Origin of the sequence: Endoryza foliicola (genome assembly GCF_050589245.1) — a bacterium.
GTDB lineage: Bacteria > Bacteroidota > Bacteroidia > Chitinophagales > Chitinophagaceae > Endoryza > Endoryza foliicola.
Genome location: NZ_JBOBEW010000004.1, coordinates 61,943 through 84,712 on the forward strand (window position 1 = coordinate 61,943; position 22,770 = coordinate 84,712).

General features: G+C 41.4%; 15 protein-coding genes. 5 read left to right on the forward strand and 10 right to left on the reverse strand.

Annotated features, from left to right (window positions below):
• Positions 1–50 precede the first annotated feature (50 nt).
• Positions 51–2,375: an NADP-dependent malic enzyme gene (locus tag ACQ2HE_RS10165; protein WP_430899870.1), complete on the reverse strand. Its 2,325-nt coding sequence runs from the start codon at positions 2,373–2,375 to the stop codon at positions 51–53.
• Between the two features lie 144 nt (positions 2,376–2,519).
• Here ACQ2HE_RS10165 and ACQ2HE_RS10170 point away from each other — a divergent pair, with 144 nt between their 5' ends.
• Positions 2,520–2,969: a hypothetical protein gene (locus tag ACQ2HE_RS10170; protein WP_430899868.1), complete on the forward strand. Its 450-nt coding sequence runs from the start codon at positions 2,520–2,522 to the stop codon at positions 2,967–2,969.
• On the opposite strand, the gene ACQ2HE_RS10175 is transcribed toward ACQ2HE_RS10170, so the two are convergent.
• The 3 genes from ACQ2HE_RS10175 to ACQ2HE_RS10185 form a co-directional block, all read right to left on the reverse strand.
• Positions 2,962–3,627, reverse strand: coding sequence for a response regulator transcription factor (locus ACQ2HE_RS10175; RefSeq protein ID WP_430899864.1), 666 nt, complete (start codon positions 3,625–3,627; stop codon positions 2,962–2,964). The genes ACQ2HE_RS10170 and ACQ2HE_RS10175 overlap by 8 nt on opposite strands.
• Before the next feature lie 2 nt (positions 3,628–3,629).
• Positions 3,630–6,581 (reverse strand): ligand-binding sensor domain-containing protein, encoded by a 2,952-nt coding sequence (locus tag ACQ2HE_RS10180; RefSeq protein ID WP_430899862.1) that lies wholly within the window; start codon positions 6,579–6,581, stop codon positions 3,630–3,632.
• A gap of 66 nt (positions 6,582–6,647) precedes the next feature.
• The gene (locus ACQ2HE_RS10185; protein WP_430899860.1) at positions 6,648–7,412 is read right to left on the reverse strand and encodes a hypothetical protein; all 765 of its coding nucleotides are present in this window, start codon (positions 7,410–7,412) and stop codon (positions 6,648–6,650) included.
• A gap of 98 nt (positions 7,413–7,510) precedes the next feature.
• On the opposite strand from ACQ2HE_RS10185, the gene ACQ2HE_RS10190 reads away from it, so the two are divergent.
• Entirely contained in the window at positions 7,511–8,071 is a 561-nt protein-coding gene (locus ACQ2HE_RS10190; RefSeq protein ID WP_430899858.1) for a hypothetical protein, read from the forward strand.
• On the opposite strand, the gene ACQ2HE_RS10195 is transcribed toward ACQ2HE_RS10190, so the two are convergent.
• The 5 genes from ACQ2HE_RS10195 to deoC are packed head-to-tail and all read right to left on the reverse strand — an operon-like array spanning position 8,072 to position 13,084.
• Positions 8,072–9,253: a M20 metallopeptidase family protein gene (locus tag ACQ2HE_RS10195; RefSeq protein ID WP_430899856.1), complete on the reverse strand. Its 1,182-nt coding sequence runs from the start codon at positions 9,251–9,253 to the stop codon at positions 8,072–8,074.
• A gap of 31 nt (positions 9,254–9,284) precedes the next feature.
• Complete coding sequence (locus ACQ2HE_RS10200) at positions 9,285–9,713, reverse strand: SPOR domain-containing protein (protein WP_430899854.1); 429 nt, start codon at positions 9,711–9,713, stop codon at positions 9,285–9,287.
• 10 nt (positions 9,714–9,723) lie between these two features.
• Entirely contained in the window at positions 9,724–10,614 is an 891-nt protein-coding gene (locus ACQ2HE_RS10205) for an aldehyde dehydrogenase family protein (protein ID WP_430899852.1), read from the reverse strand.
• A 21-nt stretch (positions 10,615–10,635) separates the two neighbouring features.
• The gene (locus tag ACQ2HE_RS10210; RefSeq protein ID WP_430899850.1) at positions 10,636–12,138 is read right to left on the reverse strand and encodes an aldehyde dehydrogenase family protein; all 1,503 of its coding nucleotides are present in this window, start codon (positions 12,136–12,138) and stop codon (positions 10,636–10,638) included.
• Between the two features lie 31 nt (positions 12,139–12,169).
• Complete coding sequence (gene deoC, locus ACQ2HE_RS10215; protein ID WP_430899848.1) at positions 12,170–13,084, reverse strand: deoxyribose-phosphate aldolase; 915 nt, start codon at positions 13,082–13,084, stop codon at positions 12,170–12,172.
• 144 nt (positions 13,085–13,228) lie between these two features.
• Between deoC and ACQ2HE_RS10220 the strand changes: the two genes are divergently transcribed.
• The 3 genes from ACQ2HE_RS10220 (at position 13,229) to ACQ2HE_RS10230 (ending at position 19,130) form a co-directional block, all read left to right on the forward strand.
• Positions 13,229–16,333, forward strand: coding sequence for an amidohydrolase family protein (locus ACQ2HE_RS10220; protein WP_430899846.1), 3,105 nt, complete (start codon positions 13,229–13,231; stop codon positions 16,331–16,333).
• Positions 16,334–16,355: 22 nt separating this feature from the next.
• The gene (locus ACQ2HE_RS10225) at positions 16,356–17,666 is read left to right on the forward strand and encodes an amidohydrolase family protein (RefSeq protein ID WP_430899844.1); all 1,311 of its coding nucleotides are present in this window, start codon (positions 16,356–16,358) and stop codon (positions 17,664–17,666) included.
• A 582-nt stretch (positions 17,667–18,248) separates the two neighbouring features.
• Positions 18,249–19,130, forward strand: coding sequence for a hypothetical protein (locus ACQ2HE_RS10230; RefSeq protein WP_430899842.1), 882 nt, complete (start codon positions 18,249–18,251; stop codon positions 19,128–19,130).
• A gap of 71 nt (positions 19,131–19,201) precedes the next feature.
• On the opposite strand, the gene secA is transcribed toward ACQ2HE_RS10230, so the two are convergent.
• Positions 19,202–22,525 (reverse strand): preprotein translocase subunit SecA, encoded by a 3,324-nt coding sequence (gene secA / locus ACQ2HE_RS10235; RefSeq protein ID WP_430899840.1) that lies wholly within the window; start codon positions 22,523–22,525, stop codon positions 19,202–19,204.
• Positions 22,526–22,770: the final 245 nt, after the last annotated feature.

Below are 22,770 nucleotides of genomic sequence, written 5' to 3' on the forward strand. Positions count from 1 at the left end.
CTAACACCTAAAGCCCAAAGCCTAAGGCCTAAAACCTAACACCTATTCACCTATTTCTCTCTTTTCCACCAAGGTGAATTTTTCACAATGTCGGCGGTGTTCGTTTTAGACTTGAACTGAGCATCAACGGCTGCTACCACACACATATTGAAGATACTTCTTACAGAACTACCTAGTTGTAATACGTGAACGGGCTTCTTCAATCCTAATAGGATCGGCCCGATAGCATCCGCATCACCCAATTCTTTGAGCAAGTTGTAAGCAACGTTACCGGCCGCCAAATTCGGGAAGATAAGGGTGTTCACATCTTTGTCTGCCAATTCAGTGAATGGATAGTTTTCTTTCAACAAGTCTTTATTGAAAGCCATGCTTACTTGCATTTCACCATCAACAATCAAGGATGGGTTGCGTTGTTTTACAATTTCAGTGGCTTTGGCTACAATTTTTGCTTCAGGAGAATCGCTGCTTCCGAAGTTCGAATAACTCAACATGGCGATTCTGGGTACCAAATTGAAGTTTCTTACTTCACGGGCTACCATTAAGGTAATATCGGCTAATTCTTCTGCTGTAGGGTTGAAGTTCACCGTGGTATCGGCCATGAAAATGGGTCCACGTTTGGTGAGCAACATATACATGCCGGCGATTTTCTTAACCCCGTCTTCTGTTCCAATAATTTGGATGGCAGGTCGAATGGTATCGGCATAATTTCTGGTGAGTCCGGAAATCATTGCATCTGCCTCTCCGGTTTCTACCATCATGGATCCGAAGTGGTTGCGATCGCGCATGATCTTTAAACTTTCATATGCATTTACGCCCTTACGGTGCCTTTTTTGGAAGAATAGATCGGCGTAAATTTTACGCTTTTCGTCTTGTTCCTCACTTTGTGGGTCGATAATAGGAAAGCCTTCAATATCGATATTGTTCTCATCGGCAATGGCTCTGATTCTTGATTCTTTACCTAAAAGAATAGGATATCCTACGCCCTCATCAAATACAATTTGTGCTGCTTTGAGAATTTTTTGATTATCGGCTTCCGCAAACACGATGCGTTTTGGATCACGACGTGCTTTGTTACCAAGGATACGCATGATCTGATTGTCTAAGCCCAAACGCTTGTTCAATTCAATGGCGTATTGATCCCAGTTGCTGATGACAGCTTGCGCAACGCCGCTTTCAATGGCCGCTTTGGCAACAGCAGGTGCTACCGTAGACAGCAATCGAGGATCCAATGGTTTCGGAATAATATAATTTGGACCAAAAACGATGTTTTTCTCGTTGTAAGCAATGTTTACAATATCGGGTACCGGCGTTTTCGCCAACTCGGCCAATGATTTCACTGCTGCCAACTTCATGGCCTCATTAATTTGGGTTGCACGAACATCCAAAGCACCGCGGAAGATGAAAGGGAATCCTAATACATTGTTTACTTGATTGGGATAATCGCTTCTTCCTGTTGCCATGATCACGTCCTCACGTGCTGCAGTTGCATCTTCAAAGCTGATCTCCGGGTCTGGATTGGCCATCGCAAATACAATGGGATTTTTCGCCATTGACTTCACCATGTCTTTCGATAAAATATTACCCTTGCTCAACCCAATGAATACATCGGCATTTACCAATGCTTCTGTAAGGGTTAAGGTTGGTCCGTTTGAAACGAATTCTTTCTTCAATTCATCCAAATCTGTTCTTGATGAATGTACCAATCCTTTACTATCGAATACAAGTATGTTTTCGTGTGTGGCTCCTAGTGATTCATATAATTTAATACAGGCAATAGCTGCGGCACCTGCTCCATTTACTACGAAGCGCGCTTTTGAAATATCCTTTTTCTGAATTTCGCAAGCATTCAACAATGCAGCAGCGCTGATAATAGCGGTACCGTGCTGATCATCGTGCATCACCGGAATTTTCATTTGCTCTTTCAGTTTCTTTTCGATGTAGAAACATTCAGGAGCTTTAATATCTTCCAAGTTCACCCCACCAAAAGTGGGTTCCAGTGCTTTAACAATTTGAACGAATTTCTCGGGATCTTTTTCGTTGATTTCGATATCGAACACATCGATGTCGGCGAAGATTTTGAACAACACACCTTTTCCTTCCATTACCGGTTTGCCGGCCTCCGGACCAATATCACCCAAACCAAGTACAGCGGTTCCGTTACTGATCACTGCTACCAGATTACCCTTTGCGGTGTATTTATATACATTCTCAATATTTGCAGCAATTTCTTTACATGGTTCTGCAACGCCGGGGGAATAAGCGAGTGAAAGATCTCTCTGAGTTTTGGCTTCTTTAGTAGGAATCACTTCAATTTTTCCGGGTCTGCCCTTTGCGTGATACTCAAGCGCCTGCTCTTTTCTCAGTTCTTGCTTCATAATTCGGTTTTAATTCAAAATGGGTTTTTCTACAGATACTAAAAGGTAGTGCAAGGTACGAAAAACCAAGCAAAGCTAATGACTGTTCACTTTTTCTTGCTGATCGGGATATTATGGAGTATATTGAGGACTAATTATCTTTTTATGCGAATCTTACTTGCGTTTACAATTCTTCTCTTTTCTTTTAATAGTTTTTCACAAAACAACTGTGGAAAGCGGTTCAAATTAGTGGTGGATAAAGTAATTTCTGTGAACGCAGATGGTTCCGATGGCGAGTCCGTTCCATTAACAGCAAAAATTACCATTTCAAAAGACAGTATTCATGTAATTCTCCATACTGATGAGGGAGATGATATCGATGTTAGTGGTGTTCACACAGAAACGGTTTGTAAAATGAACAGTGATTATACAGATGGAACCATTGATTGGAAAACAAAGGCCGTACTTATTACTCCCGACGGACAAACCCGTGATTCAGAAATGATCTTTAATTTGGTGGCGAAAAATGGTGTGCTGAAACTTTATGGTGTTCCTACTGAATCGCCCACCGAAAAACTTTGCTTTATCATCAAAGAAAAGCAAGAAGCTAATTGATCCATTTTTTCTTGTAAGCAAGATTGATAATTTGTGAACGGTTTCGCACGTGTAATTTCTCGTAAATATGAGACACGTGTTTCTTTACAGTTAAGGGTGAAATAAACAGTTTCTCTCCAATGGCTTTGTAGTTTTTTCCGGTTACCATTTCTTTTAGTATCTCCATTTCTCTTTCTGTTAAATTCGAAGTGTCGGATTCTTTAGTATCTGTTTTAACAGGACTCTCTTTCAATAATGCCATTGCTTTTCGTGCAATGGCAGGACTCATTGGAATGCCATTGAATTCAATTACATGAACAATTGCATCTTTTAGATTGAGTGCAGTATCCTCTTTTAATAAATAGCCACCTGCACCCGCCTTAATTGCTTCGAATATTTTCTCACTATCTTCGAAAATGGTAAGTACAATGAACTTTAATTGAGGATAGATGCCGCCGGCCTGACGAATGGTTTCAATGCCATTCATTTCAGGCATTTCCAAGTCCATCAAAGCAAGGTCTGGAAATTGATCTAGAGGCTGCTCTTTTAATTTTTGAAGAAAGTCGATTCCGTTTTTTGCTTCCAATACAATTGAGATGTCTGCATCCTGAACCAGCTTGTTTTTAGTGGTTGTTCGGTTGATTTGTTTATCGTCTACAATTGCTATTTTAATTAACATGCTTACAGTTGTTTAAATGTCCAGATAAGATGACCGTCGGCTTCTTCAGTTTGTATAGAAAAATTAATTTCATTCGCTCGATATTCAATGTTATTCAAGCCATCGCCTTTTGTTACTTGTTCGAGATTGTAGGTAATTCCGTTGTCATAATAGGTAAAAGAGAAGTGTTCTTTCAAATGAAATGAAGTGTAAATGGCGGTTGCATTGGAATGCTTCAACGTGTTTTGCGCCAGTTCTTGTAAAATTCTGTTTAAATGCAAACATTGAACGGGACTTAGATCCATACTGCCTTCCACATTCTCTGTGCACTCAAACTTAATGAAGGGAAGGTGTTGGATCATTTTATTGACATACATTTTGTAACTATCAATAAAATCTTCGAGTGGTCTTGATTCATTTTTAAGTATCCAGATAGTTTCTCGTACTGTTCCAAGAATTTCCTGAGCATCTTCTTTGAGTGGTTGCAAGCTGGTTTTTTCGGGCAATTTTTTCTCGATGGCGTCTATATTTGCAAGGAGTGAAGTGGTATAGGCTCCAATATTATCGTGCAGGTCTCTTCCAATTCTTTCTCTTTCTTTCTGAATTTCATTCAGGGTTTTTAGCTCCTGCATCTTCCTCTCTAGTCTTCGATTGGAGAAGAAACGAAATAGCAAAGCTATTCCTATAATAACAAGTAGTATAATGAAGCCAATAAATAGGTTGGTTTTCCACCAAGCCTGATGAATAACAATCGTTGCAATAAATTCCGGCGTCCAACTCGCGCCATCTGAACTTCCTTTGATTATAAAGCGATACGTCCCTGGTTGCAATGATGTTTGAATGAAGTGCGTTTGGTTTAGTTGGACCCAATCAATACCCATATTGTCAATCTTGTAAACAAAGCGGTTACCGCTAGTGTTTGCAAAGTCGGTTAGCGAAAGTTCGATTCCAATATTGGTTTGATGATAATCGAGTTCCAAGGAAAGTGTATTACCAGTGAGTTTAAAAGGATGGTCTTGTCCATTGATTGTAACCGAGGTGATCATGATAGCGGTCTTTCTTTTTTGGTTCAAGAGCTTCGATGGATCAAAACCTGTTATACCTTTTACTCCGCCGAAATACAGCTCATTATTAGCGCCGTAACAAAAGGATTGCGTATCGAATTCTTCACCTTGAACTCCATCTTCTTCTGAATAGAAATGAATGGTATTGTTGTTATCAATAGAACCCAATCCCCTATTAGTACTAAACCAGTGCCTTCCTGAACTGTCTTCTAAAATTCCATATACATAGTCGTTCAATAGTCCGGTTGCAGTAGAAAGCGTTTTTTGATACTTTCCTCCAGCAAAAAGATCGATGCCGCTGGTAGTGGCCAACCACATGGTTCCGTTTTTTGCGAAGTGCAGATCTTTGATGTGGCAAGATCGAGGAAGAGGAATACTATCGAAACGGGTTCCCTGAAGCACGTAAAGTTTATTGATAGTGGAAACATAGATCGAACTGTCTTTATGACGTACTATTGAAAGCGGGAATTCTGATTTGATTTCTTTCACAATGGTGGCAATGAATTTCCCTTTTTTTTCTTCCAAAGAAATCAGATGTTGCCCTTTTGTGATCAGCCATTTGTTTTCAGAGACGGCTTCTATGTTTCCGTCGAATGATACGGGGTTTAAAAGCGTTGAGAGCGGAAGAATAGGAGTGATGTCGTCAACCTTTCCACTCTTTGTATGTAGGAGGAAGAGTTTTCCCGTCAGTGATTTTATGAGAAGGCATTTTTTTCCTACATAATGGATGGATCGAGGAGAAATGGGTTGATTCAACTCTGTAAAAGGTATTTCAAAATGTCTCAGCCATTTTCCCTCTTTGTTGAATTGATTGATACCCATTTCAAAATTCCCGGCATAAATATTTCCGTCGGGATCTGAGCACATGGAATACACTATTGAAAATCGCTCGGGTGGAGCATTCAGTTGTTTGAATACGGATTTATTGGGATTGAATAAAAGCAATCCGTTTCCTACATCTTTACCAATCCAAATGTTCCCATTCGCATCTTCGCTCAATGCAAAAACCATTTGGCGTGAAACATTCTCACTAATATCTGATTTCAAATACAGGTCGAGCTTAAGCGTGCTTTCATTGAATTGATAAATACCATCGTTACCCGGGAAGAGAATGGCATTCGGATCTTTTACATTGGTTCTAATATAGGTGAACCATCGGTTGTGATTGCCTGGTATATTATTTTTGGAAAGAACTAGTAAGGGACTGTCTAAGTTCCCCTCTTTGCAAACAGCTGTTTGTTTCGTTCCAAGAACCAGTACTCCTTGTTTTACAGGGATCATTCCCTTGATCTCTCCCCAGTGATTTATTTGAAAGCTTTTGACGCTCAATGTTTTTCCATCGAAGCTGATAGATAGTGGGTCGGCATCGTTGTTGTTTATTGTCCAGAAATTGCCATTTTGCAGAACAGCCACCGATTGCAGTTGATTTTGATTTCGAATGGGTTTGTAAACAGAATCGAAACGAATCAAAGACTTTAATTTACCAGATTCTTTTTCATAACAACTGAAGCCAATACTGTGAACATAAAACCAGATGTTGGATTGATCTTCTTTGAGAAACTCTAACCGATAAGAGTAATTTTTAGGAGCAGGAAAAGTTAATAGCTCGTAAGTTTTTGAGCCGGGTTGGAAGCGGTACAAACTACCGGGGTTCGATACCCAAATGCGATGTTCTGCATCTTCATAGATATCATAGGCAGCTCGTGAAGGTTGCACTCCATCATTCCATTTTTCAAAACGGTATCCATTGAAACGCTGAATTCCAATACCCGATCCTAACCACATGTATCCGCCCGACCCTTGTGCGATGCTATAAACAGAGTTCAATTCAAGTCCATCTTTTGTTTGAAAGATTTTGAACTTAGGCGGAGCAATCTGCGCATAGGACGGACAGCCTGACACTAATAGCATCAATAACAGTAGGTGTTTGACTGTGTAGATAGGTAGGTGCTTCAATCGCCGGGTTTGTGATTCAATTTAGTTGTTTTTTTGACCAAATAGCAACGCTACGCGAACACCGTATCCTTTAAATTTGGATTTGCCCGGACCGGAGTAAGAGTTCAAAAAGAGATCAGAGGCATTAATGAAATTGTATTTGTTCAATGAATAGTCGGCATATGCATTGATTTTTAGATGGTGCCCATCGTATTTGGACAGGAACAAGTTAAAGCCGGCTTGTAATTTAACGATCAGTATGCGCTGTTTGTCGGAACCGAAGAAATCGGTTGTATTTCCAAAATCTACTCTACCTGATCCCAAGCCATTTTGAAATTTAGATTGAATGTTAGGGTCGGATGATTTTACGCTTAAATTCCAATTGTAAGCATTGCTGCACAGCATCATTCCCATAAAGAAAGGTGCTTTGGCAGGGTAGATGTTCATTCCCATTTTGTAATCAACTCCGCTCCAAGTGAGCCCAAGTATGGTGGTTCCATTGGAAACCTCGTTTTTAGCCAATGCCCAGGTCTTTGGCTTAATGGCCATTCCAAATTCAAATTCCACCGATTCTACCAAGTACACAAATCCCATTCCCATACCGAATTGTTTAGGCATCGATAAGTAATTGGCCACTCCGGAGCTATCAGAAACAGCTTTTAAGTAGGTTTCACCTTCTTTTAGTTTGGCGGTTTGATTGAATTCTTCGAAATAGAAGCCACTGGCACCGGTTCTTTTGTTCTTTTTTGTTTGACTATGACTTAGAAGGCTAATGAAGAATAAGGATAAGGTAACTAAGTATTTCATTTTTTAGGATCAAAACTATTGGAATGAGAAAGGGTTGAAAATACTCCACTGGTAGTATTCTATTCGCCAAAGGAGCCGGGTAGATTTGAATAAAAAATATGAAACTTCTTTTTATCTTTTTTTGCCTTTTAGGAATGCTGGTAAAGGGTTCAGCACAATCAAAACCTGAGTTGTCAAGTTTTACTGATACTTTCGGAATTTATTCTATCAAGTTTCCTAAAACATATTTCGTAAGTAAGCAACGTCCTCAAACAACGATGTTTGTTGCACCAAAAGACAATGATCAAGATAAATTTCAAGAACGTATTGTAATAGAAGTAGCTTCCGTTGATGCCAATGTTACTATTGAATCAATAGAGAAGGCAATTGTTGAGCAACTATTGGCCAATTTAAAGGGGTCTACGGCTACATTAAAGTATACCACTAAATTAGACGGCATACCAACAAAAAAGCAAATTTTCAGCTGGACATCCAGTGATGGAGTAATGCTAACAGCAGCTCATTACTGGCTTATTTCAAAAGGAACGCTCATTCGTATCACTACATTAGAAGAAACCGTAGTAGCGATGCAAAAGAAATTGAACTCCGGTAAATCGTTCTCTGAAATGAAAACGCCCGAAGAAGAAATCGTTGAATCTATTGTTGTATTGAAGAAATAATTAAGAGCAAGCTCCTAACCAAGCCATCATACCCATGCCAATTTCGATCGCATTTTCATCAATATCGAATTTGGGCGTGTGAACGCCTGCACTAATGCCGCGCTCAAGGTTACCGGTTCCTAAACGGAAGAAGCAACCTGGAATGTGTTGGGTATAGTAGCCAAAGTCTTCTGCACCCATGCGCATTTCAGTGGTTTGCACATGATCTTTGCCCATATAGGTTTCGGCTAAGGCTCTAGCTTTGGTAGTGAGTGTTTCTTCATTGAACACAGAGGGATAACCTACATCTATGTGCAAGTCTAAGCTTGCTCCCATGCTTTCTACCAATGCGGTAGCTTGCTTGCGAATGAGATCGTGTGCTTTGTAGCGCCATTCTTCATTCATGGCTCGAAAGGTACCCATCAATTTCACTTCACTGGGAATCACATTGGTGGTGAAACCTCCTTGGAAACTCGTGATAGAAAGTACTGATGGAGAGAATGGATTATTATGTCTACTTATAATTTGTTGCAGTGAAACCACCAAATGAGAGGCAATTAAGATAGTATCTGCGGTTAAATGTGGAGCGGCTGCATGCCCACCCTTGCTCTTAATAGTAATGTATATTTCATCGGCGCTCGCCATTACCTGTCCGCTTCTAAAACTCAATAAACCAGTTTCTAAATTGGGATGTACATGCAATCCGAAAATGGCTTGTGGTGTTGGATTTTCGAGTACTCCTTCTTTGATCAATAAACTCGCTCCTCCGGGGTTTTTTTCTTCTCCTGGCTGGAAGATCAATTTAATGGTTCCTTCTATTTGATCTTTTATGGAGAATAGAATTTTTGCAGCGCCTAATAAACAGGTGGTATGAACGTCGTGACCACAAGCATGCATCACCCCTTTTTTGGTAGAGCAATAGGATGCATTATTTTCTTCTTGAATGGGGAGCGCATCGATATCGGCTCTTAGCGCAATACATCGAGCAGAAGGGTTCTTGCCTTCAATTATTCCAATAACTCCGGTTGTTGCTTTTACTTCAAAAGGAATTCCAATTGCTTTGAGTTGCGATTGGATGAATGCAGAAGTTTCAAATTCCTGATAACTTAATTCAGGATGAGCATGAAGATGATGACGAATTGCAATCATCTCCTCTTTTAATTCAGCGGCTTTGGATTTTATCAGCTCTTGTAATGCGTTCATGGTATAAAGGTACGAAAAACGGGGAAATGCATTACTCGAGGCTGGCAGACTTGTCTGGATTCACTTCTATTAAATCACGAATTACATAGATACTGCCTTTGTAATAGCGTTGTACTTGTTTAAGTGCTTCATTGGCTTCAGTGGCATCTCGGTAATTGCCAACTTTTACTTTAAAAAAGGGCGCTTGATAGTCTGTGTATACTTTTAATTCGGGGGCCGATTTATAGATCTGTGCCTTGGCATCGTTGGCTTTATTTCGATCGTTGGTATTGATGATTAAAATGCGATAGCCTTGAACAAAGCGACGCGATTCACGGGTAGCATATTCATTGGCTTCAATTTGCTTTTTGACCAGCACATCTACACGGCTATCTTTGAAAAGTTTCACTCCGGTGCTGTCTTGTGCAACAGCCTTTGAAGTACTTACAAATGCCAGCAGCATTAAAATCAAATATTTCATATCGAATCGTTTAATACTTGGCGCCTGCTCCACCAATGTTTTCAATGGGGTGCCAAGTGGTTTTTGTTTCCTGTAAATCCAGAATAAAATAAGGCGATTGACCTTGCTCCGTTTTCCAGTTTATTTCATGATATGCTACTATTCGTTTTAGATTGTGCGTTCCCTTTAGTATAGCATCTTTATCTAGTTCATCACTTTCATTTCCAAGTACTAAAGCATTTACATCCATGTGTTCAGCCAGTGCCGGAGCTAGTTCCGTGGCTTTTCCGGTAATGATGTTGATGACACCACCGGGGACATCGCTGTCGTTGATCACTTCGGCAAAACTAATGGCTGCTAAAGGTTTGCTGTAACTAGGTATTACTACCACCGTATTGCCACCGGCAATGGCAGGTGCAATCAATGATACCAAGCTTAGTAGGGGAGAGGCTTCTTTGGAAACGATGCCTACAACGCCGGTTGATTCCGGTACGGAGAAATTGAAATGAGAACTTGCAACAGGGTTAACCGTTCCAAAAACCTGCTGGTATTTATCACACCATCCGGCATAATATACCAATCGATCAATGGAATCTTGCACTTCTTCCTTAGCGTCTTGCGCTGTTACATCCATTGATACCAGTTCTGAAACAAACTGTTCTGATCTGCCTTCTAACATTTCGGCTATTCTGTATAGAATTTGACCTCTGTTAAAAGCGGCTCTTGCACTCCATCCTTTCCAAGCGGCTCTCGCTGAAACAATGGCGTCGCGTACGTCTTTCTTCGACCCCCAACACATATTGGCCAAATGATCGCCCTTACTGTTAGTAGCTTTGTAGGAACGGCCTGATTCCGTTCTAGGAAACTGACCTCCAATATAGAGTTTGTATGTTTTTAAGATGCTAAGTCTGTTGGTACTCATGTTTTTACCTTGAACTTGTGATTAGATATGCAGATATCCTGCCAAACCTTGTAAACCGCCTTCTCTTCCGTAGCCGCTTTCTTTATAACCACCGAAAGGTGAGGTGGGATCGAATTTGTTATAGGTATTCGCCCAAACTACTCCGGCTCGAATTTTCGTGGTAAGATTGAAGATTTTCGATCCTTTGTCGGTCCAAACACCCGCACTCAAGCCATAAGGAGTATTATTCGCTTTTTCAATTACTTCATCCTCTGTTCTGAATGTTTGGACGGTCAATACAGGTCCAAAAATTTCTTCTTGAGCAATGCGGCTGCTTTGTGCCACATCGGTGAACAATGTAGGTTTGCAATAAAACCCTTTGCGAGGCAGATTGATATCGGTTTGATACATTTCGGCACCTTCTTTCTTACCGATCGTAATGTATTTGTGAATGGTATCTAATTGTTGCTTTGAGTTAATTGCCCCAATATCGGTGTTCTTGTCAAGAGGATTTCCAACAATCAAAGTAGCCATTCTGTCTTTTAATTTTCTCAAAACAGTTTTGTAAACACTCTCTTGTACGAAAAGTCGAGAACCGGCGCAACAAACATGACCTTGATTGAAAAAGATCCCGTTGATAATGCCTTCTACTGCTTGATCTAAAGGTGCATCTTCGAAAATGATATTGGCGGCTTTTCCTCCTAATTCCAGTGTGAGTTTTTTCGAACTGCCGGCACAAGCTTGTTGAATGAGCTTACCTACTTCAGTACTTCCGGTAAAGGCAATTTTATTGATATCGTTGTGTTGAACGAGGGCCGCTCCGGTAGCTCCGGCGCCGGTTAGGATGTTCACCACACCCGGAGGAAGATCACATTCTTGAATGATCTCTGCCAATTTCAATGCGGTAAGAGGGGTGGTTTCTGCAGGCTTCAACACCACAGTGTTTCCTGTTGCTAGGGCCGGGGCTATTTTCCAGGCAGCCATGAGCAGAGGAAAATTCCAAGGGATGATTTGCCCTGCAACGCCCAATGACGTTGGTTTTCTATTGGGAAAAGCATAGTCCAATTTATCGGCCCAGCCGGCATAATAGAAGAAATGGTTGGCTGCTAAAGGAATGTCAATATCTCTCGACTCACGGATGGGTTTGCCGCCATCCAAGGTTTCGATAACACAAAGCTCTCTTGCTTTTTCTTGAATCATTCTGCTGATTCTGAAGATGTATTTGGCTCTTTCAGCACCCGACATTTTGCCCCAGGCTCCATTGTAGGCTTTGCGAGCGGCTTTTACGGCTTTGTCTACATCGGCTGCATTAGCTTCAGCAATTGAAGATAAATTGGCTTCGGTTGCCGGATTAATGGTATTGAAATACTTGCCCGATTCAGGCTTTACAAACTTTCCGTCAATGAAGAGCTCGTATTGAGGAGCAATGGTTACATGCGAAGTGCCTTCCAATGCAGGGGCGTACTCCCAAGCAGTGTTGAATTTTAAGGAAGGGGCCGCTTTTTTTGCAACTTTTTTTGTTGCTGTTTTTTTGGTTGTAGCCATAATATAGAATGTAATGAGGCGGTTCGTTTAATTAATCAATTGAAAAATAGTCGGCGCTTTGGTAGCGTCCAGTGGCTTCTTTGGCGAGTTGCATCAGCACGTCATTGGCCAAGCTACTGGCACCAAATCGGAACCACTCGTTGGTCATCCAATCGGCCCCCAACACTTCATTCAACATCACTAAATAGTGCAAGGCGGCCTTTGATTTAGAAATCCCCCCTGCAGGCTTCATCCCTATTTGAATGCCGGTTTCGTAGTAGAAGTCACGAATGGCTTCCAACATTACCAGCGTAACAGGCATGGTAGCGGCGGGTTGAATTTTACCGGTAGAGGTTTTGATAAAGTCGGCACCGGCGTGCATGGCAATATCGCTGGCTCTTCTCACTTTATCTAAGCTTCCCAGTTCACCCGTTTCCAATATAACTTTCAATCGGGCATTGCCACAGGCTTCTTTAATAGCTGCTATTTCATCGAATACGAAATTGTATTCACCGGCGAGGAATTTGCCTCTTGAAATCACCATATCTACTTCATCGGCACCCTCTGAAACGGCGTATTTAGTATCTCTGAGTTTTACATCGCGGGTGCTTTGACCGCTTGGAAAGGCGGTTGCCACGGAAGCGACCTTTATTTTCGAACCTTCCAATGCTTTTTTGGCGATGCCCACCATGCTGGGGTACACACATACGGCTGCTACCGTGGGAAGTCCTTCCAGAGCATCGTGAGGGTGCATAGCCTTATAACAGAGTTGTTTTACTTTTCCGGGGGTGTCTTTCCCTTCGAGGGTGGTAAGATCGATCATGCTCAAAGCCAAATGAAGGCCTTGTAATTTCGACTCTTTTTTTATGGAACGCTTGGTAAAGCGGGCAGCTCTTTCTTCCGCTCCAACCTGGTCAATGGAAGGACTGTGGCGGAAATCGGGGCGCACAATAGATCGTTCAGACATATCAAGCAATTATAAAGTTCAAAGGTAACGGTTTCGAAATTTATCACCCTTTTTTTGGTGGTCAACCACTTATACAATTTTTCGGGATGGTGCCATTATTTTAAGTAAAATCGCTGTTCCATTTTTCCAACCAAATACACTGAAATGAGAAAAATCAAATTCTTCTCTGCAGCGGCCTTAGCAATGCTGATGGCCCTGGTTGGTCGGGCTCAAACCACTTTCCAAGTGAACGGAGTGGCCGATCAACGCGACGGGGTATATGCATTTATCAATGCTACCGTCGTTAAAGATGCGCAAACAACTATTCCCAATGCCACTTTGGTGATCAAGGATGGTAAAATTGTAGCCGTAGGGGCGGGTGTTGCCGTTCCAAAAGACGCGGTGATTGTTGATTGTAAGGACAAGTTCATTTATCCTTCCTTCATCGATATCTATACCGACTATGGTATGCCTGCTATTCAAAGAGCGGCAGGATTCAACTTCTTCGGCCCCACCCAACTCAACTCCAATCAAAAAGGAGCTTTCGGTTGGAACCAAGCCATTCGCTCAGATGTGGATGCTTCTAAAATTTTCGTGGTAGACGATGCCAAAGCAAAATCACTTCGTGATCTTGGTTTTGGAACCGTATTGTCACATCAAAAAGATGGGATCGCCCGCGGTACCGGAGTGGTAGCCACTTTGGCGAATAAGAAAGAGAATTTGGTAATTGTAAAAGACAAAGCTTCTTCTCATTATTCACTCAATAAGGGTACTTCTTCTCAATCGTATCCAAGCAGTATGATGGGATCGATCTCTTTGTTGCGTCAGTCGTATATTGATGCTGCTTGGTATAAAAACAATCCAAGTTCTGAAGGGGTGAACCTTACCATGAAAGCTTGGAACGAACAACAAAGCCTTCCTCAAATTTTTGAAGCCAATGATAAATGGAACGATTTACGTGCCGATCGCATTGGTGATGAGTTCGGTGTTCAATACATCATTAAAGCCGGAAACAACGAATATCAACGTATCAGTGAAGTAGCTGCAACCAAAGCTTCTTTCATTCTTCCGTTGAATTTCCCTGCACCAATGGATGTTGACGATCCTCAGGAAGTACGTTTCGTAGGACTCGACGATCTTAAACATTGGGAACTGGCTCCTACCAATCCGGCAGCTTTTGAAAAAGCAGGACTGAACTTCTGCTTAACTACATCTGACCTGGCGAACTTAGGAGATTTCGGCGCCAATCTTCGCAAAGCCATCGAATATGGATTGAGCGAAACAAAAGCTATGGAAGCTCTTACCAAAAATCCTGCTACCATCTTAGGTGTTTATGATAAAGTGGGAAGTTTGGATGCAGGTAAACTCGCCAACTTCATTATTACTTCAGGTTCTATTTTCAATGAGAAAACAGTGATTCTTCAAAACTGGGTGCAAGGTGAAAAATACGGCGTGAAAGAAGAAGCTTGGTATGATGTGAAAGGCACTTATAAGTTGACCACTCGTGCAGCAGGTGCTTCAAAAAGCTATTCAATGGAATTAAAAGATGGCGGCACTGCCAGCTTCATCGAGAAAGATACATTGAATGGCAAATACAGTTTCGATGGAAAGCAAGTGAAACTCAGCTTTACGGAAGGTCGCGGCCCCAATGCCAAAGAAACAACCTTGAGTGGTGTTTCGAATGGCAACGAATGGAACGGTACCGGCAGAGATGCTTCAGGTGTAAACTTTACATGGACTGCTTCTATGGAGAAGCCATTTGTTGCAAAAGCTGACAGTGCTCGCCCGAAACAACCGGTACAAGTTGGAAAAGTAACCTATCCGTTTTTGGCTTTTGGAAATGAAGAACTTCCTAAGCAAGAAACAGTATTGTTTAAAAATGCTACTGTTTGGACCAATGAAAAAGAAGGGGTTTTGAAAGAAACCGATGTATTGGTGAAGAATGGTAAGATTGTACAAATCGGAAAAAACCTCAGCGATCCAACAGCTAAAGTAATTGACGCTACCGGAAAGCATTTAACAGCCGGTGTAATTGATGAGCACTCACATATTGCTGCTGCTTCTATCAATGAAGGAGGTCAAAGTGTAACTTCTGAAGTGCGTATTGGTGATAATATTGCACCCGATGATATCAACATTTATCGTCAGTTGAGTGGTGGTGTTACTACATCACATATTCTTCACGGTTCTGCTAATACCATTGGAGGTCAAACGCAATTGATCAAATTGCGTTGGGGTGCTAATGATGAAGAATTGAAGTTCAAAGGAGCTGATCCTTTCATCAAGTTTGCTTTAGGTGAAAACGTAAAGCGTTCATCTGCTACTCAAGGAAATACACGTTTCCCTGATACGCGTATGGGTGTAGAAGAAGTATTGGCTGATGCTTTCCAACGCGCAACAGACTATCAAAATGCGTTGAAGAAATTGGCTGATGAAGCTTCAAAAGTGAAGAAAGGTCAAACAGCAGTAAGTCCATATAGTGTAGTAAGAAGAGATCTGGAATTGGAAGCATTGGTAGAAATCATGAACAAAAAGCGTTTCATTACTTGTCACTCCTATGTTCAAAGCGAGATAACAGCAATGATGCGTGTTGCCGAGCGTTTCGGTTTCCGTGTAAATACGTTTACGCATATTTTGGAAGGCTACAAAGTAGCTGATAAAATGAAAGAGCACGGTGTTGCTGCTTCAACCTTCAGCGACTGGTGGGCTTATAAAATGGAAGTACAAGATGCAATTCCTGCAAATGCGACAATTATGCAAAAAGTTGGATTGGTGGTTGCCATCAATTCTGACGATGCTGAAATGGCACGTCGCTTGAACCAAGAATCTGCTAAGAGCATTAAGTATGCAGGCATGAGCGAAGAAGATGCGTTGAAGATGTGTACGTTGAATCCTGCGAAGATGTTGCACATCGATGATAAAGTAGGAAGTGTGAAAGTTGGAAAAGATGCGGATTTAGTATTGTGGAGTGACAATCCTTTGAGCATTTATGCAAAAGCATTGAAGACCATGGTAGATGGTATCATCTATTTTGATCGCGATAAAGATGCAGAAATGAGAAAAGCGGTAGCTGCTGAAAAAGCTCGCTTGATTCAAAAGTTACAAGCTGCTAAACGCGGCGCAGGCGCCAACGGTGGTGGCGGTGGTAATTTCCAAAGACCACGTCCTCGTTACGAAGTGATGTTTGTTTGTGGTGATCACTATCACAAGCATGGTTTGTTAACGATCGACTCAGATAATTTGGAAGTACTTGAAAACTCACAATATTAATTACCGGAAAAATCATTGAATTATGAAAAGATTATTCTTACAACTCGTAATGATCGGTTTCCTGGTAGTTAGTGCAAAAGCACAGGAAACGGTTTATCCTGCTCCCGCTCAAAAAGAGACAGTCTACATTGTGAATGCAACCATTCACGTAGGCAACGGACAGGTTATTGAAAATGGAACAGTAAAAATTGCCAATGGCAAAATTGCCGCTGTAGGTGCCGGAAACAATGCCGGTTCTGATGGCAAAGTAGTGGATGCCAAAGGTCAACATGTATACCCCGGATTGATCCTTCCTTCTTCTCAATTGGGATTGGTAGAAGTTCCGCCGGTACGTGCTACCGTAGATTCGCGTGAATTGGGTGATATCAACCCAAGCATTCGTTCTATTGTAGCCTACAATACCGATTCTAAGGTGATCAACACTTTAAAGAGCAATGGTATTTTATTGGCGAATGTATATCCTGATGGTGGTATCATTCCCGGTTCATCTACTGTAGTACAATTGGATGCATGGAATTGGGAAGATGCTGCTTATGCTATGGACAATGGTATTCATTACAACATGCCTTCGTTGTTGACGCGCAGAGGCGGTGGTCGTGGATTCGGATTTGGCGCTGCACAACCGGCCGGTGATCCTATCAAGCGTGCATTGGATGATATTGAAGAGTCGAAAGTATTCTTCAGAGAAGCGAAAGCCTATGCCGCAGAAGCAACACACGCAGCAACCAACTTGAAGTTCGAAGCTGTAAAAGGCTTGTTTTCAAAAAAGCAAAAGCTCTATATCCACTGCAATATTGTAAAGGAAATTTTAGTAGCGGTGGATTTTGTAAAAGAGTTTGGTTTCGATGTTGTGATTGTTGGCGGAAGCGACAGTTGGTTGGTAACCGATGTGTTGAAGCAATACAATATTTCGGTGATCCTTGGTCAAATGCACGATTTACCTAATATGGTGGATGATGATGTTGATCAACCTTTCAAAACACCGTCAATACTCCAAAAAGCCGGCGTATTGTATGCTATTGGCGACGAAGATGGAAACACACGCAGTCGCAATTTGGCATTCAATGCCGGAACCGCTGCTGCTTATGGTTTAACGAAGGAAGAAGCTTTAACTGCTATTACGTTGAATGCAGCTAAAATCCTCGGTATTGCCGATAAAACCGGCTCTATTGAAGTAGGTAAAGATGCAAACATCGTAATAAGTGTAGGCGATATATTGGACATGAAATCGAGTGTAATTACTGCCGCTTTCATTCAGGGAAGAGCTGTAGACTTAACAGATAAGCACAAGCAGTTGAAGGCGCGTTATGAGCATAAATACGGGATTAATTAATAATTAATAATTAATAATTAATAATTGGGGCAGGCTGGAATGAGGAGAGTTTTGGCCTGCGGCCAAAGGGAATTAATAGTTAATAATTAATAATTGGGGCAGGTTGTGGTGGTAGGAGTTTGGCCTTCGGCCAAAGGGGATTAAAACCGAAACAGCTCCTTGTATTTATTGAATCATTACATACCAATTTTGGTGATAGACCTGAGGACCACCGTCGATTTATCGCGGTGGTCTTTTTTTGTGGAAGTATGTGTAGCAACGCGATTTATCGCGTTGAAAAAAAGGGAGGGGAATTAATATCAATTAACAATTAAGAATTAATAATTAATAACTGGGGCAGGCTGTGGTGGCAGGAGTTTTGGCCTGCGGCCAAAGAGGAGTTAATAGTTAAGAATTAAGAATTAATAATGAGAAGAGCCGCGCTAGCGCGGCTCTTCTTTATTTACAAACAATTGAAAAGCAGGGTATATTTTAAATTATAGAGTTGAACTGCACATGATCACTATTTATAGTTATCTTTCAGATAGAAGATGTTCTAGTGTGTTATGTTAATGGAGTACTTGAACGCTTAAATAGATATACATGCAGAGAGAACTGTCATCAGCTGAATTACATAAAATAGCGCTAATTTTTATAGAGTATCTTCTAATGGATGCTTCAAAAATTGGCGATGCTTCTTTATTGCCTGTGCTTGAACTAATTTATGCTATTAAAACAACTGAAATTGAAAAGTTCGCAAAGTCAGGGAAAACTAAAGGGTTGGAAAGAATCGTCGCTGGTTTTGAAGACAGCGCCATTGATATGCGCAGTGAAGTACGGAACCAGCTAACACAAAAATTGTATCAAGAATACAAATTTGTTTTGGGAGAGAAGATTTTCGAAAAGATAATCACCAGAAGTCTAAAAAAAGGAAAAATCAAAGATTTTGACGACTTCATGTATTTAGCAAAGTTAAGACGCACATATGAATGTATTCCTGAGCTTCTACCATTATACTCACAGGCAGATCTATTAATTGCAGATTATTACACTCGTAATAATTTAAGTGGCGAGGACAGTAATTTTGAGAGTATTGTAGAGCCACAAGTAGCTACCAACTCTAATTTGGTCAAGTCTTCTATTTTTTTTCCGTTCAATGAGGTGTCATCAGGAGATATTATCGGGCTGGAATTATTTCTCAGTCAGCCTGAACTCTACCCTAGTTATCATGACATGTTTCAACGTTTTGGCTATGAAGGAAACGGTTATTGTTGGGAGGGGCACATCATACAAATTCTTGAACAATTAAGCCCTAAACTGTTAACAGCTATTTCATTTGAATCAGAAGCCGGTTCGCTTCTTTTAGAATTCAACACCGTTGGAGATCGAGATTTCTTTCAGACTTTGCTTTGCCCGATCTTATCAGATATTGACAAATTTCAAGAATGGGTTGCTAAGGCAGATCATTCACGAATTGATGATTAAAACTTGTTTGTAAACAAAAAGGCCGCGCAACGCGCGGCCTCAATTATTAATTCTTAACTCTTAATTCTTAATTAAACCGCTCCATGGCAGTTTTTGAACTTCTTACCACTTCCGCAAGGACAAGCATCATTGCGACCAACCTTTGGTCCTACTTTAATGGGCTCTTGCTTTGTAGGTCCTGATGGATCGTAATAATCGTTCTCATTGGCTGCATAATCATCTCCTCTTGCATCGATCTCGTCTTTATTCGCAACCATCTTGCTCATATCTGTTTTCTGTTCTCTTCCTTCTTTAATGGCGTTTCTGCCCGATTGCTCTTGATGAACTCCGGCATGACATAAGAAGCTTACAATCTCTTTATTCAAGTTGTCGTCCATGTTCTTGAACAAATCGAAGGCAGAGATTTTGTAGATCACTAATGGATCTTTTTGCTCCAAATAAGCCGTTTGAACACTTTGTTTCAAATCGTCCATCGCTCTCAAATGCTCTTTCCAAGCATCGTCGATCAACGCAAGCGTAATTTGACGCTCCAAAGAGCTCGTCAATTCACGTCCTTTTGTTGTGATGGTCTTCTCCAAATTCGCCAATACTTGAATGAACTTACGACCATCGGTAAATGGTACTGCCACGTTCTCAATTGGACGAGATTCTTCTTTCTTAATATTTTCAAACACAGGTAAGATCTGCGCTTGTAAATCACTCAACTTGTTCTGATAGCGTCCAATTGCTTGGCTGTACAAAGCCTCTGCTAATTCAGCTGTATTGCCCTTAGCAAATTGCTCTTTGGTGATGTTTGAATCGATCGCAAAGTTTACGATGGCCGCTAATTTGAATCCTTCGTAATCGTCTTGTTCCTGGAAGCTGGTTACCAATCCTTCTGCAATTGAATAGAAGGCATTGTCCAAATCCAATGCAAGACGCTCTCCAAACAAAGCATGGTTTCTACGTTTGTAGATCACATTTCTTTGCTTGTTCATTACATCATCGTATTCCAACAAACGCTTACGAATGCCGAAGTTGTTTTCTTCAACTTTCTTCTGCGCTCTTTCAATGCTCTTTGTAACCATACTGTGCTGAATCACTTCTCCCTCTTTGTATCCAAAGCGGTCCATGATCTTCGCAATACGCTCACTACCGAACAAGCGCATCAGCTCGTCTTCCAAACTCACATAGAATTGAGAACTACCGGGGTCACCCTGACGACCGGCACGACCTCTCAACTGACGGTCTACACGACGGCTTTCGTGACGCTCGGTACCAATAATGGCCAAACCGCCTGCTTCTTTTACACCGGGTCCGAGTTTGATATCCGTACCACGACCCGCCATGTTGGTTGCAATGGTTACAGCACCGGGCAAACCTGCTTCTGCTACAATCGCCGCTTCACGAGCGTGTTGTTTTGCGTTCAATACATTGTGCGCTATCTTCTTACCTGAAAGCATCTTACTCAACAATTCACTTACTTCCACATTGGTGGTACCTACAAGAATAGGACGACCTGCTTTCTGTAATTTTTCAATTTCTTCGATAACTGCTTTGAACTTCTCACGCTTGGTTTTGTACACCAAGTCCTCTTGGTCTTTTCGAATTGCTGCAACGTTGGTAGGAATGGTTACAACATCCAATTTGTAGATGTCCCAAAACTCACCTGCTTCCGTAACCGCAGTACCCGTCATACCACCCAATTTGTGATACATGCGGAAATAGTTCTGCAAAGTAATGGTGGCATAGGTTTGAGTAGCAGCTTCGATCTTCACATTTTCCTTCGCTTCAATAGCTTGGTGTAAGCCATCGCTGTAACGACGACCATCAAGGATACGACCTGTTTGTTCGTCTACAATTTTAACTTGACCGTCCATAACAACATACTCAACATCTTTATCGAAAAGCGTATAGGCTTTCAACAATTGTTGAACGGTGTGAATGCGATCGGCTTTGATAGAATATTCTGCAAGAACGGCTTCTTTCTGTGCAAGTTTTTCGTCTGCATTCAAGCTTTCGTTCTTCTCTATTTCATTTAAGTGAATACCGATATCAGGAAGCACGAAGAATTCAGGATCTTCACCTGAACGCGTGATGCTTTGGATACCTTTATCGGTCAATTCAACCTGATTGTTTTTTTCGTCGATGTGGAAGAACAATTCTTCATCCACTTTTGGCATTTCGCGTTGCTGATCTGCGAGGTAATAGTTCTCTGCTTTTTGCAATTTCACGCGCACGCCCGATTCACTTAAGAATTTGATCAATGCACTGTTCTTTGGCAAACCTCTGTAGGCACGCATCAAGCTCAATCCACCACTCTTCGGATCGTCGTCTCCTTCTGAGAATTTCTTTTTCGCTTCGATCAAATATTTGTTGGTTACTTGTCTTTGCATTTCCACCAAACGAGCAACGCGATCTTTCAAAATATGATATTGTTGATCGTCGCCTTTTGGAACCGGACCGGAGATGATCAAGGGGGTACGCGCATCATCGATCAATACGCTATCCACTTCATCCACCATCGCGAAATGATGCTTACGTTGTACCATTTCTTCCGGATTGTGAACCATGTTATCTCTCAAGTAGTCGAAACCAAATTCGTTGTTTGTACCGTAGGTGATATCAGCTTGGTAGGCTTTTCTTCTTTCGGCACTATTGGGTTGGTGCTTATCAATACAGTCAACTGTAATGCCTAACCACTCGAATAATGGACCGTTCCATTCGCTATCACGTTTTGCGAGGTAGTCGTTCACCGTTACAATGTGAACACCTTCTCCTGTCAATGCATTCAAGTAAGCTGGCAGGGTAGACACAAGGGTTTTACCTTCACCCGTTGCCATCTCGGAAATCTTTCCCTGATGAAGCACGGTACCACCAATCAACTGCACATCATAATGCACCATGTTCCAGGTAACGATGTTGCCACCGGCTACCCAATTGTTTTGCATGATGCTTTTATCGCCTTCAATGCGGATATAATTCTTGCGAACTGAAAGTTCTTTGTCTAGTTCTGTTGCGGTTGCTGTTAGTTCAAGGTTTTCTTTGAACCTGCGAGCTGTTTCCTTTACTACCGCAAATGCTTCCGGTAGAATTTGGAGAAGCACTTCTTCCAGTTTCTTGTCGCGGTCTTTTTTCAAACCGTCGATTTGTTGGTAGATGGCGTCTTTTCCGGTGATATCTGTTACCGGTAAGTTTTCTGCATTTTCTGCAAGGTCCTTGATTTCTTTGTCAATGGCAGAAACATAATCCTTGATTTTAGCACGGAACTCATTGGTTTTGCCACGGAGTTGATCGTTGCTAATATGTTGATAGGACTGAAAATGCTGATTGATTTGCTTTACTATTGGTTCTATAGCTTTCACGTCTTTTTCCGACTTACTGCCACCAAATAGTTTTGATAAAAAACCGATCATGAGCTAAGCGATGTATGAATTATTGAATGTTATATACGAACAATAGTCAAAAAGGGTGCTAATGTTTTTTACAGGCCATTTTGACAGGCAGCAAAGGTACTAAATCAAGGTCGAACCTACTACCTTTTGGGGGGATGGTTTTGGGGAACCTTAACAAATTGGGAATCAGGAGGGAAGGAGGAGGGAAGAGGGAGGACAGGAACGAGGATAAGAGGAGACGAAGAGCGAGGAAGTAACAATTGGAT

Coding starts and splice junctions, on each gene's coding strand:
- ACQ2HE_RS10165 (WP_430899870.1), bottom strand. CDS start 2,375: ATGAAGCAAGAACTGAGAAAAGAGCAGGCGCTTGAGTATCACGCAAAG.
- ACQ2HE_RS10170 (WP_430899868.1), top strand. CDS start 2,520: ATGCGAATCTTACTTGCGTTTACAATTCTTCTCTTTTCTTTTAATAGT.
- ACQ2HE_RS10175 (WP_430899864.1), bottom strand. CDS start 3,627: ATGTTAATTAAAATAGCAATTGTAGACGATAAACAAATCAACCGAACA.
- ACQ2HE_RS10180 (WP_430899862.1), bottom strand. CDS start 6,581: ATGCTATTAGTGTCAGGCTGTCCGTCCTATGCGCAGATTGCTCCGCCT.
- ACQ2HE_RS10185 (WP_430899860.1), bottom strand. CDS start 7,412: ATGAAATACTTAGTTACCTTATCCTTATTCTTCATTAGCCTTCTAAGT.
- ACQ2HE_RS10190 (WP_430899858.1), top strand. CDS start 7,511: ATGAAACTTCTTTTTATCTTTTTTTGCCTTTTAGGAATGCTGGTAAAG.
- ACQ2HE_RS10195 (WP_430899856.1), bottom strand. CDS start 9,253: ATGAACGCATTACAAGAGCTGATAAAATCCAAAGCCGCTGAATTAAAA.
- ACQ2HE_RS10200 (WP_430899854.1), bottom strand. CDS start 9,713: ATGAAATATTTGATTTTAATGCTGCTGGCATTTGTAAGTACTTCAAAG.
- ACQ2HE_RS10205 (WP_430899852.1), bottom strand. CDS start 10,614: ATGAGTACCAACAGACTTAGCATCTTAAAAACATACAAACTCTATATT.
- ACQ2HE_RS10210 (WP_430899850.1), bottom strand. CDS start 12,138: ATGGCTACAACCAAAAAAACAGCAACAAAAAAAGTTGCAAAAAAAGCG.
- deoC (WP_430899848.1), bottom strand. CDS start 13,084: ATGTCTGAACGATCTATTGTGCGCCCCGATTTCCGCCACAGTCCTTCC.
- ACQ2HE_RS10220 (WP_430899846.1), top strand. CDS start 13,229: ATGAGAAAAATCAAATTCTTCTCTGCAGCGGCCTTAGCAATGCTGATG.
- ACQ2HE_RS10225 (WP_430899844.1), top strand. CDS start 16,356: ATGAAAAGATTATTCTTACAACTCGTAATGATCGGTTTCCTGGTAGTT.
- ACQ2HE_RS10230 (WP_430899842.1), top strand. CDS start 18,249: ATGCAGAGAGAACTGTCATCAGCTGAATTACATAAAATAGCGCTAATT.
- secA (WP_430899840.1), bottom strand. CDS start 22,525: ATGATCGGTTTTTTATCAAAACTATTTGGTGGCAGTAAGTCGGAAAAA.